The sequence below is a fragment of the Marinitenerispora sediminis genome (genome assembly GCF_003336425.1).
In the GTDB taxonomy this organism is placed as follows: Bacteria; Actinomycetota; Actinomycetes; order Streptosporangiales; family Streptosporangiaceae; genus Marinitenerispora; species Marinitenerispora sediminis.
Genome location: NZ_QEIO01000158.1, coordinates 1 through 11495, shown reverse-complemented (window position 1 = coordinate 11495; position 11495 = coordinate 1). Strand labels below are relative to the sequence as shown.

General features: G+C 74.7%; 10 protein-coding genes. 8 read left to right on the top strand and 2 right to left on the bottom strand.

The window, feature by feature from the left end; translation table 11 throughout:
* The first annotated feature begins 296 nt into the window (after positions 1-296).
* The 6 genes from DEF28_RS22660 to DEF28_RS22635 all read left to right on the top strand — a co-directional run bounded on the left by DEF28_RS22660 (position 297) and on the right by DEF28_RS22635 (position 7708).
* The gene (locus tag DEF28_RS22660) at positions 297-2117 is read left to right on the top strand and encodes a flavin-containing monooxygenase (protein WP_114446218.1); all 1821 of its coding nucleotides are present in this window, start codon (positions 297-299) and stop codon (positions 2115-2117) included.
* Positions 2114-3760 (top strand): NHL repeat-containing protein, encoded by a 1647-nt coding sequence (locus tag DEF28_RS22655; RefSeq protein ID WP_114400031.1) that lies wholly within the window; start codon positions 2114-2116, stop codon positions 3758-3760. The genes DEF28_RS22660 and DEF28_RS22655 overlap by 4 nt, the downstream gene beginning before the upstream one ends.
* Before the next feature lie 66 nt (positions 3761-3826).
* On the top strand, positions 3827-4594 hold the full coding sequence (locus DEF28_RS22650; RefSeq protein WP_114400030.1) for an SDR family NAD(P)-dependent oxidoreductase: 768 nt from the start codon (positions 3827-3829) through the stop codon (positions 4592-4594).
* Between the two features lie 500 nt (positions 4595-5094).
* Positions 5095-5634, top strand: a complete 540-nt coding sequence (locus DEF28_RS22645; protein ID WP_114400029.1) for a copper chaperone PCu(A)C — start codon at positions 5095-5097, stop codon at positions 5632-5634.
* A 186-nt stretch (positions 5635-5820) separates the two neighbouring features.
* On the top strand, positions 5821-7230 hold the full coding sequence (locus DEF28_RS22640; RefSeq protein ID WP_233515489.1) for a PepSY-associated TM helix domain-containing protein: 1410 nt from the start codon (positions 5821-5823) through the stop codon (positions 7228-7230).
* 298 nt (positions 7231-7528) lie between these two features.
* Complete coding sequence (locus DEF28_RS22635; protein WP_114400028.1) at positions 7529-7708, top strand: hypothetical protein; 180 nt, start codon at positions 7529-7531, stop codon at positions 7706-7708.
* A 175-nt stretch (positions 7709-7883) separates the two neighbouring features.
* Here the strand turns inward: DEF28_RS22635 and DEF28_RS22630 are convergent, their stop codons facing one another.
* A complete protein-coding gene (locus tag DEF28_RS22630; RefSeq protein ID WP_114400027.1) occupies positions 7884-8405 on the bottom strand; it encodes an SRPBCC family protein in 522 nt (173 codons plus the stop codon).
* Between the two features lie 587 nt (positions 8406-8992).
* On the opposite strand from DEF28_RS22630, the gene DEF28_RS22625 reads away from it, so the two are divergent.
* Entirely contained in the window at positions 8993-9463 is a 471-nt protein-coding gene (locus DEF28_RS22625) for an NUDIX hydrolase (RefSeq protein WP_114400026.1), read from the top strand.
* A gap of 29 nt (positions 9464-9492) precedes the next feature.
* Here the strand turns inward: DEF28_RS22625 and DEF28_RS22620 are convergent, their stop codons facing one another.
* Positions 9493-10737, bottom strand: coding sequence for a serine hydrolase domain-containing protein (locus DEF28_RS22620; protein WP_114400025.1), 1245 nt, complete (start codon positions 10735-10737; stop codon positions 9493-9495).
* A 215-nt stretch (positions 10738-10952) separates the two neighbouring features.
* Here DEF28_RS22620 and DEF28_RS28580 point away from each other — a divergent pair, with 215 nt between their 5' ends.
* On the top strand, positions 10953-11204 hold the full coding sequence (locus DEF28_RS28580) for a hypothetical protein (RefSeq protein ID WP_114400024.1): 252 nt from the start codon (positions 10953-10955) through the stop codon (positions 11202-11204).
* Positions 11205-11495: the final 291 nt, after the last annotated feature.

The window sequence follows — 11495 nt, the reverse complement described above, 5'->3', positions numbered from 1 at the left end:
CCCGCGCCCGCGACGGGCTCCGCGCCGTTCGCCCACCGAGGGGGAGGGGCGCGTTGAAAATTTTAGGATGATAGATTTTCACTGCCCGAAACGCGGCGGTCACGCGCGGCGCGGGCGCCGGGATCCGCCGCGGAGGCGTGGCGGCCGGCGGCCGCTGCTCCCGCGTACGGCACACCGCGGCAGACACGGCCGTACCGGCGCGGACCGCCACCTCGTACGACAGCTCCGACACGAGCCGGCGAGGGCAGCCCGGGCAACGCCCCAAGCACCCCAGACAGGGAGAGGACGAGGACACGATGTCCGCCCCCCGCACCCCCGCCCACCCGCAGGAGCTCGGCTTCGACCCGGAGGCGCTGCGCGCCCGGTACCGAGCCGAGCGCGACCGCCGGATCCGCCCCGACGGCAACGCCCAGTACCGCGGCGTCGGCGGCGAGTTCGGCTACTACGCCGACGACCCCTACGCCGAATCCGATGCCGACCGCGAGCCGCTGCACGACCGGGTCGAGGTGGCGGTCGTCGGCGGCGGGTTCGGCGGCCTGCTCGCCGCCGCCCGGCTGCGGCAGGCGGGCGTGGAGTCGATCCGGGTGATCGACAAGGGCAGCGACTTCGGCGGCACCTGGTACTGGAACCGCTACCCGGGCATCCACTGCGACATCGAGTCCTACGTCTACATGCCGCTGCTGGAGGAGGTCGGCTACGTCCCCCGGTGGCGCTACGCGCCGGGGGAGGAGATCCGGCAGCACGCGATGGCGATCGGGCGCCGCTTCGACCTCTACCGGGACGCCTGCTTCCAGACCCAGGCGACCGAGCTGCGCTGGGACGAGGCGGAGGCGGAGTGGACCGTCTCCACGGACCGCGGCGACCGCATGCGCGCCCGCCACGTGATCGTCGCCACCGGAACGCTCAGCCAGGCCAAACTCCCCGGCATCCCCGGTATCGAGACCTTCAAGGGCCACACCTTCCACACCAGCCGCTGGGACTACGCCTACACCGGCGGCGACGCCAGCGGCGGCCTGACCGGGCTCGCCGACAAGCGCGTCGCGCTCATCGGCACCGGATCCACCGCCATCCAGGTCGTGCCGCCTCTCGGAGCCGACGCCGAGCACCTCTACGTGTTCCAGCGCACCCCCTCCTCCGTCGACGTCCGCGACAACCGCCCCACCGACCCGCAGTGGGCCGCGTCGCTGGCGCCGGGCTGGCAGCGGCACCGCATGGACAACTTCCTCAAGGTGGTCACCGGTGTCCGCACGGACGAGGACCTGGTGGGCGACTCCTGGACCAGCAGCGCCCGGCTCCACGAGAAGCTCATCCCCACCAACGCCTACGCGGACATCCCCGCCGAGGAGCGCGAACGGGCGTACGAGATCGCCGACTTCCAGAAGATGAACGAGATCCGCGCGCGTGTGGCCCGGATCGTCAAGGATCCGGAGACGGCCGAGAAGCTCAAGCCGTGGTACCGCTACATGTGCAAGCGACCCACGTTCAGCGACCACTACCTCCAGACCTTCAACCGGCCCAACGTCACCCTCGTCGACACGGCCGACACCCACGGCGTGCAGCGGATGACGGAGACCGCCGTCGTGGTCGGCGACGCCGAGTACGAGGTGGACTGCGTCATCTTCGCGACCGGCTTCGAGACCGGCATCTCGGGGATCCTCTCCGGGCAGCTCCCGGTCTACGGCAGGGGAGGCGTCCACCTCTTCGAGGCCTGGGCGCAGGGGCCGAAGACGCTCCACGGCTTCTACACCCACGGCTTCCCCAACCTCTTCCAGCTCGGACCGCTGCAGAACGCGTCCTCCGTGAACTTCGTCCACATCCTCGACGAGCAGGCCCAGCACGTCGCGGAGGTCATCGCCGAGGCCCGCAGGCGCCGGGCCCGCTACGTCGAGCCGACCGCCGAGGCGCAGGAGGCGTGGGTGGGCGCCCTCCGGGAGAACGCGCCGGACCTGCACGCGTTCCAGGCGGAGTGCACCCCCGGTTACTACAACAACGAGGGCAAGCCGCACGCGCGGAGGGAGACCTACGCCGACGGGCCGGTCGCCTTCCACGAGCTGCTCCGGCACTGGCGGGCGAACGGCGGCATGGACGAGGTCCTCGTTGCGGCGGAGGAGGCGTGAGCGGCCCGCACCCCGGCCGCCTCGCCGGAACCGGCGAGGCGGAGGCCCCCGGCACCCGCCCGCGTGCCGGGCGCCTCAACGCGCCCAGCCGGCTGCGCGGCTCCAACGGCCTCGCCTTCGGCCCGGATGGGCGGCTCTACGTCGCCCAGTTCCTCGCCGGGCAGATCAGCGCCGTCGACCCCGCCACCGGCGACGTCGAGGTGGTCGTGCCGATGGACGGCCCGGTGCAGGCGCCGGACGACCTGGCCTTCGGAGCGGACGGCTCCATGTACATCGCCGACCTCGTCCCCGGCCGGGTGTGGCGCCGCGGCCCGGAGGGCTCCTACACGCTGGTCTCCGGCGAGGTGGTGGCGCCCAACGGCATCACCTGCGTCGGCGACCGGCTCTTCGTCAACGAGATGCGGCCCGGCGGCCGCCTCCTGGAGCTGTTCCCGGACGGCCGCGATCCGGTGGTGCTCACCGAGGGGCTGGCGCTCGGCAACGCGATGCAGCTCGGCCCGGACGGCCGGCTGTACTACCCGCACATGCTGACGGACCAGGTCTGGCGGATAGCGCCGGACGGCGGCGCCCCCGAGCTCGTCGCCGAGGACGTGCACCAGCCGGTCGCGGTCCGCTTCGACCGGGCCGGTGTCCTGCACGTCCTGTCCCGCGGCGCGGAGGGCATCGTCACCCGCGTCGACCTGCACGGCACCGGCGCCCGCACGCTCGTCACCAGCGGCATCGTGGGCCTGGACAACGCCGCGTTCGACGCGGAGAACCGCATGTTCGTCTCCAGCTACGCCAGCGGCGGCGTCACGGAGCTGCGTCCCGACGGCCGCACCCGCCCACTCGTGCGCCGGGGCCTGAACGGGCCCTACGGCGTCACCGTCGACCTCGGCGGCAGGGTCTACGCGGCCGACCACTACCGGCTGGCGAGCCCGGCGCCCTCCGACGGGGGCGGGCCGGTCCCGGCCTCCCGGGCGAGTGAGGGCGGCGGCCTCACCTCCGTCCTCCTGCTGCCGTCCTTCGCGCACGGCGTGGCCAGCGCGGGCGGCCTCGTCCACCTCACCTCCCAGTACGGCGAGGTCCGCACCTACGACCCCGCCCGCGGCACCACGCGGGAGCGGGCGGCGGGCCTGGCCGAGCCGGCCGGGATCGCGGTGGGCCCGGACGGCTCGCTGGTCGTCGCCGAGGCGGGCGCCGGCCGGGTCGTGGCCATCGACGGCGGCGACACCGTCACCGTCCTCGCCGAGGGGCTGGAGCATCCCGTGGACGTGGCCTTCGACACCGAGGGGCGCTGCTACGTCAGCGACGACCGGCTCGGAGCCGTCCTGCGCCTCCGGGAGGGCGCGCCGCCCGAGGCCGTCGCGGATGGACTCGGCGCGCCGCAGGGTCTCGCGGTCCGCGGCGACGAACTGTTCACGGTGGAGGTGGAGCACCGGCGGCTGCGGGCCGTCTCGCTGACCACGGGGGAGAGCCGGGTGGACGCCGAGGACCTGCCGGTCGGCCTGCCCCCGGGCACCCCGCCCCGTGCCGAGCCCGCGCTGTTCACCGCGGGCATGCCCGGCTCGCCGCGCCCGTTCGCCGGGCTCGCCGTCGCCCCGGACGGCGCCCTCCTCCTCTCCGCCAACGGAGAGGGGAGCGTGCTGCGGTTGACGGTGTGAACCAGCGCGCCGCCAACCGGCCCGCGGAGGGACCGCGGGCCGTCGACAGAGAGAGAAGGTGCTCATATGAGCGGTACGGGTCATGAGGGCCGCGGTGTCGTCGTCACCGGAGCGGCGTCCGGGATCGGCCGGGCCACGGCGCTGAGGTTCGCGCGGGAGGGCGCGAAGGTCCTGGTCGCCGACCTCGACCGCGCGGGTGCCGAGGCGACCGCCAAGGAGGTCGAGGCCGCCGGGGGCGTCGCCCTCGCCGTCGTGGGCGACCTGAGCGAGCAGCAGGTGGTGGACACGGTCGTCGAGCGCGCCCTGGAGTCCTTCGGGCGGCTGGACGTCCTGGTGAACAACGCCGGGATCATGGACCGCATGTCGGCGCTCGGCGAGACCGACGACGCCGAGTGGGAGCGCGTCCTGCGGATCAACCTGACGGCGCCGTTCCTGCTGACCCGCGCGGTCCTGCCGCACATGCTGGCCGCGCAACGCGGTTCGATCGTCTTCACCTGCTCCGAGGCCGGTCTGCGCGGCGGTGCGGCGGGTGCCGCCTACACCGCTTCCAAGCACGGCATCGTCGGCCTGGTGAAGAACCTGGCCGTCATGTACCGGGGGCAGGGGATCCGCGCCAACGCCGTCGCGCCCGGTCCCACCGCGACCGGCATCCAGGTGGACGCCGGCCCCGACGCGCACGGTCCGGGCATCGTGGGCGGGCTGATCGGCGCCAACATCGGCCGACTGGGCTCGGCGGAGGAGCAGGCCGCCGCCATCGTCTTCCTGGCCTCCGACGCCGCCTCGTTCGTCAACGGCGCCGTCCTCCCCGTGGACGACGGCTGGGCCGCGGTCTGACGGACGCCGCCGGCGGCGGTCCGCGCCGGTCGGCGGCGCTCCTCAGCCATGGGGCGCGGCCGCGGGGGAGGGCCCCGGTCGGCGCGCCCGCGCGCTGGATCCGGCGCCCCGAGGGGCGGCCGCGGTCCGCCGCCGAAGCGACGCGACCGCTCCGCCGGGGGCCGGCAGCCCCCGGCCGGCCCCTCACCAGCGCCTCGGCTCCCGTTCGTGGTCAAACGATCACGCATCGCGAGACGGGGCCTTCTCAGGGACCCGATGTGCGGGCAGAATCGGCCCATGCGGGAACTTCTGGGGCGGCGCCGCCGACATGAGTCCGGGACGCTGCCGCCGCGTCCAGGCCGCGGCAGGCGCGGTCTGCCGGACCGCGCCCGGCCTCCCGGGGGCCGGCCGGCAGGCGGCCCAGAAGTGCTCCGGCACTTTCCGGGAGCGCTCCCGAACGCATCTGCCCCACGACGCGCGCCGCATGCCGAAAGGCGCGGCCGGGAACCGAGGACGCCACCATGACGCACACCGACGCCGCCCACCGACTCGCGGGCATGACGATCACGGTCGCGGCCGCCCTCGCCCTCACCGCATGCGGCAGCGGCGACGCCGCCGCCCGGCCCCCGGCCGAGGGCGACACCGGACCGGAGCGGGGGACGGCGGCCGCGGGCGAACTGCGGGTCGAGGACGCCTGGGTGCCCGAACCGGCCGCTCCGGATACCGGTGCCGCCTACCTCACGGTCTTCAACGACGCCGCCGGCGACGACGCGCTCGTCGCCGCCCGGGCATCGGTCTCCGACGACGTCGAGCTGTACTCCACGTCGCGGATGGCGGCGGTCGAGGAGATCCCCGTCTACGGCGGCGGCTCCACGGAGCTGCAGAGCAGCGGCTTCCACCTCATGCTGAACGGCATCGACGGTCCCCTCCCCGCCGGCGCGACCGTCGAGCTGACCCTCACCTTCGCCAGCGGCACCACCATCGAGGTCGGGGCGCCCGTGCTGGAGCCTGCGGCCGGCGCCGAGGAGAACGCGGAGGAGGAGCACACCGGCCACCACTGACCTCCCGCCGCCGCCCGCCGGGGCCGGGCCTCCCGCCCGGAGCGGGTGCCGCGCCCCGGCCCGCGTACCGCGTCCGCGCACACCTGCGCCCCGCGCCGCCGGCCGCCGGGAACTCCCCCGTCCTCGGATCCGACTCCACAGACCAGCCCGACCACGTCCGCTGACCGAGAGAAACAGGAGACCGACGTGTCGACCGAGGACCAGACAGGGACGGCCGCTCCCGGCCAGGACGGACCGCCGCCCGCCGCGGGGCGGAGGGCCGGCGCGTCGACGTGGTCGCTCCTGCGCCCGCTGCTGCTGCGCATGCACTTCTACGCCGGCGTGCTGGTGGCGCCGTTCATCCTCGTCGCGGCGCTCAGCGGGCTGCTCTACGTGTGGACCCCGCAGCTGGAGCAGGCCGTCTACGAGCACCAGCTGCGCGTGCCGGCGGGCCAGGAGCACCTCCCGCTGCGCGAGCAGGTGGCCGCGGCCGAGGACGCCCTCCCGCAGGGCACACTGGACGCCGTGCGGCCGGCGGAGGCGCCCGGGGACACCACCCGCGTCCTCTTCGACGTCGAAGGGCTGGGCGAGAGCGAGCGCCAGGCGGTGTTCGTGGACCCCCACACCGGCGAGGTGCGCGGTTCGCTGGTCTCCTACGGCAGCAGCGGGGCGCTGCCGCTGCGCGCCTGGATCGACCTGCTGCACCGCAACCTGCACCTCGGCGACGCCGGCCGCGTCTACAGCGAGCTCGCCGCCAGCTGGATGTGGGTGGTGGCGGCCGGCGGTGTGGCGCTGTGGGTGGCGCGGCGCCGCCGCAACCGGGTGCGGGGCGTCCTGCTCCCGGAGCCGCGGGCCCGCGGGCTGCGCAGGCTCCTGTCCTTCCACGGCGCGCTCGGCGTCTGGCTGTTCGCCGGACTGCTCTTCGTCTCCGCGACCGGCCTGACCTGGTCGCAGTTCGCCGGGCAGAACGTGACCGACATCCGCGCGGCCCTGGCGTGGGAGACCCCGACGGTCTCCACCGAGGTCCCGGCCGGCCCCGGCGGCGCCGTGGGCGTCGACGTGGGCGTCGACGTGGGGGTCGACCGCGTGCTGGAGAGCGCCCGCGCCGCCGGCATCGGCGGCGGCGTGGAGATCGCCTATCCGGCCTCGGGCGGCGGCGCGTACACCGTCACCGGGATCGACAAGCGGTGGCCCACCAACGTCGACACGGTCGCCGTCGCCCCCGCCACCGGCGAGGTCACCGACGAGGTGCGGTTCGCCGACTACCCCTTGATGGCCAAGCTCAGCAGGTGGGGCGTCGACGCGCACATGGGGCTGCTCTTCGGGGTGGCCAACCAGGTCGTGCTGACCGCCCTCGTGCTCGGTCTCGTCGCGCTCATCGGGCTCGGCTACCGGATGTGGTGGCAGCGCCGCCCGGCCGGGCCCGGCCGGCCCGCCGGACGGCCCGTTCCGCGCGACGCGTGGCAGGCCCTTCCCTGGTGGCTCAAGGGCGCGGTGGCCGCGGCGGCCGCCGCGGTGGGCTGGCTGCTGCCGGTCCTCGGAGCCTCCCTCCTGCTCTTCCTGCTCGTGGACGCCGCCCTGGGCGGGCTTGCGCACCGCCGCACCCGGCGCAGCTGAGCCGCGCGAGGGGCGGAGGACCGCGGCGCGGCACCGGACCCGGAGGCGATCCGGGCGGGGAGCGACTCCCGTCGCGCCTGCGCCGGGTCCGCGGCACGGGCGCGTACGCGGTCGGGGGCACCGGCGGCCGAGGGCGCGGCGCGCCGCACGCCGCCGCGCGGGGCGGAGCGGCCGCTGCCGGCGGGTACGCATCGTCAAGGAAGCGTCCACTCGCGGCCAACGACACCGGTCCGCGGGCCCGTGATACTGGAGTCAGGCACGTCCCGGTGCTGAGAGCGACTTGGGAAAGGGGGAGCGGATGCTGAAGAAGGCCATTGTCGTGGCGGGAATCGCCGTCGCGGCTCTGGGGGTCGGCGCGCCTGCCCACGCGGCGGACCTGGACACCCCGGGCGACAACTGGGGTACCACCCTGGGCGACAACTGGGGCACCAGCCTGGGCGACGACTGGGCCACCGGGTTCGGCAGCGTCTGGGGCTAGCCCCCCCCCGAAGGCCGCCACGGTGGCCCGAAGCCGACCGGCGGTCCCGCACCGTTCCGAGATCCGCGGGACCGCCGCACGACGACCTCCCGCCGCACCGGCGGGAGGTCGTCCTCGCAGCAGCGAAGGCGCGCCTGCGGCCGCGGCGTCCGTCGCGCGGCACCCGCGGTCCCGCTCAGTCGGCGGCCGGGTGCGCGTCCTCGGCGCGTGCCTTGAGGGCCGCCAGGGTGGAGTTCATGTTCCTCTCGAACTCCGTGAGCCGGTGGAAGACGATCTCCGGCTCCCGCTCGGGCATGCGGTCGATGAACCGGTTCAGCCCCGAGGGGCCGGGGCCCAGCTGCACGGAGTAGGTCAGCGCGGTGCCCCCGTCGTCCGGCCGCAGCGTGAACCGCCAGGTCGAGTTGGGGCGTTCGACGTCGTCGACCGCCCACGAGAACACCCGCGGCTCCTCGCACTGGACTACGTGGGAGACGGTCGACCACGCGCCCCGCATCTCGTGGTAGTTGTGCCCCCGGAAGCGGGACCCGACCTGGAGGGGGCCGGTGTCCAGCAGCTCCACCGACTGGAGTTCGCCGCTGACCTCGGGCATCGCGGTGATGTCGGAGACGACGCTCCACACCCGCTGCGGGGAGGCGTCCACCCAGACGGACACCTCCACCGTGGGTAGATCGGACACCCGGGCACCGGTGAACTCCATCTCCGCTCCTCCTCCGCGCCGGCCGTGGGATGCGCGACCCCGCTCCACGGCGAGAGTCGCTCAAAGCGACCCGGCAGTCAACCGGCGGAGCCGCCTCCTTCGGCGGTGAACCCCCGCCGGCGTCGGCGCGCGGCGATGCGCGGCGGGACGCCGGCCCCATGCGCCGGACAGCCTCCTCGCCGGACAGCGGCTCGCCGCGTTCGGCGCGGTCGACCTCGCCGTGCGCGATCTGGCCGCAGCTGGCGTGGCGGGCTCCGCCCGCCGGCCACCGGTCGTCCCAGCGGAGGACGGCGGCCGGGACCGGAAGGACGTCCCGCGACGCCGGCGTACGCGCGCCGCGGCCTTCCACACTGCCCGGCCGGGCACCTGTGCGGCCCTGCCTCAATCAGGTCGACACCCGGTGGCCGGCGGGCCTATGTTCGACTCCGTTGGCCTGTTGGCAGGGCGGTGGCGAATGGGTGGGCGGTGAGCGCGGTGTTCCCCTGGGCGGTGTGGCGGAGTCCCTGCCGGCGTGCGGTGAGGTTGACGGGTGGGTCCGGACCCTCGCGAGAGGGGTCCTTCCGGGCCGGGGGCAGAAAGGCACGAGGATGAGTTTCCGGCTGGCCGCGTACGCCGTCTGCGTCGAGGACGGACGCGTACTGCTCGCCCGTTACGTGCCACCGAGCGGCGAGCCCCTCTGGACGCTCCCCGGCGGCGGGGTCGAGCACGCCGAGGATCCGCTGGACGCGGTGGTCCGGGAGGTCGCCGAGGAGACCGGTTGCGACGCGGTGGTCGAACGGCTGCTGGGCGTGGACTCCAGGGTCATCCCCGCGGCCGAGCGCAACGTCCCCGGGCCGGAGCACCACAATGTCGGCATCTTCTACGGGATCAGCGTCAACGGCGGCCGACTCCGGCCCGAACCGAACGGTGCGACCACCGAGCCGACCTGGACCCCGCTCCCCGACGTCACCGGCCTGCGCCGATCGTCGCTGGTCGATATCGGCATCGCCCTGTGGCGGACCCTCCCGGCGACCGGCCACGTCGACCCCGTCCCGGTCGGTGGCCTGATCCAGCACTGAGGCTGGCCGCCTCTCCACCTCCCAAGGCGTCACGATGACCGGTCAGACAGGCCGCACCACAGGTCCCGGTACGCGCGGGTGGGAGCCGCCTCCGCCCATGACGAGGCCTGGCGGTACGGCTGCACGTTCGTCTGCATGACGAGGGTGCGGCGGTCGCGGGGCGAGTGGAAGGCCCAGGTCGTGAAGCCGGGGACCTCCCCCTGGTGGCCCCAGGCGCGATCGCCGTTGGGCAGCACCCACTCCCACAGCCCCAGGCCCATGCGCATTCCGGGAATCCAGCCGGGCGAGGAGATCGGGCGCGTCCGCGTCATAGCGGTGGTGAGTTCGGCGCCCAGCACCCGCCCGCGCAGCAGCGCCTCGTAGAAGCGGGCCAGATCCCTGGCGGTGCTCAGCATCGCCCCGGCACCCCACAGCGCTGTGGTGGTGTAGCGGGGCACCTCGGCGGAGGCCCCGGTCCGGTCGTCATACCGGTAGCCGCGCAGCCAGGGCGACAGGGGCAGGTCTCGTTGGGCCGGGGCGGGAAAGGCTGTCTGCGTCAGGCGCAGCGGCCGGAGGATCCGCCCAGTGACCTGCTCCCGAAGCGTGCGGCCGCCGGCGGCCTCGACGAGCAGCCCGACCACGGTGAATCCCGTGTTGGAGTAGGCCACGTCGGTGCCGGGAGTGAAGAGGAGCGGGTGGTCGGCCACGAGTCCGACGAGTTGCCGCGGCGTCCACCTGCGTTCCCGAAGCGCCGGGTCGGTGATGAAGCGCGGTGCCAGCGGGTCCGGCCCGGATTCCCAGTAGTCCGGCAGCCCACTCGAGTGCTCCAGCAGCATCCGCAGGGTGATCTCGCCACCGCGCGGCAGGAGTCCGGGAAGCCACCTGGCGACAGTGTCGTCCAGGGAGAGCAGGCCGTCGCGGACCAGCAGGAGGGCGGTGGCGGCGGTGAACGTCTTGGTGACGCTCCCGATACGCCCCTGGAGGCCCGGGGTGGCGGGGACGGCGGCTCCGCGGTCGGCCATCCCCGCCGCCGCGGTCGTGCCGGAGTCCCAGGCCCACGCTCCGACGGCTCCCTCGCGCACCACGCGCGCCAGGACCTGGCGCATGTTCCGGCGCCGCGCCTCGCCTCGCCACCACCAGTCGCGGCGCCGGCAGCACAGCGCCCGCCGCACGCACATGGGCACCTCGCAGTCCTCCGGGCGTGGAAGTTGGTCAGTTGACGCCGAGTTCGCTGCCGAAGCCGCGACCGGGCGGGCGACGACGTCGGTGCCTCCGCAGGTGCGAGTGGCGCCCATCCCGGCCTCCTCCGGGGTGCGGCACGCGCGGCCCCGAGCGATGCCACGCGGCGCGCCGCGCACGGCGCGCGGTTGACCGCGCCGTCCAGGCCAGTCTCACCGCCTTCCAGCTGCCCTAGGCCCTGCTCTTCGGCAGGGGTGGACGAGGGGACTCTGGCCCCCGTGCACAACGTCCTGACCTGCGGGTCGAGCGGATCGCCGACCGTGCCGGCCGAGTGGTTTCCGGGGCGATCCGCGACCTGTGGGGCTGGGCGAGCGACGGGGCGCTGCCTTGGGAGCGTCGCGGCGGTGACGCAGGCGCGGGTGGCGCCTCGTACCGCGCGGACGCCTGGTGGGGGTTCCCGGTGGTGGACCGGGTCTGCCTCGATGAGGTTCGCTTTCTTGACCACGAAACCGGGCAACGCCACTTCGAGGCGGACGACTTCTTCGAGTTCCTTGCCGAAACAGCGCTGCGGCCTCGTCGGTAGCCTCCGCCGGTCCCGTCGGTGGACCTGCTACGCCGGCGCGGATCGGCCGCATGCGGATATGGTCGAGACCGGGCCCCGCAGGACCAGCGCTCTGCCGATGCCGTCGCCCACGGCAGGGCGGGGCCGTTGGAGTACCGTGACCGGGCGGGCAGCAGCGCCACTCGCGGCCACGGCAGCGCGGCCGACCACTCCGGCCACGGCAGTGCCGGGTCGCCGCCCTCGCACACCGCTGCCCATCAGCGGCGTCACCGTGGGGTGGTGGGCGGCGACCCGGCACTGCCGTGGCCGGAG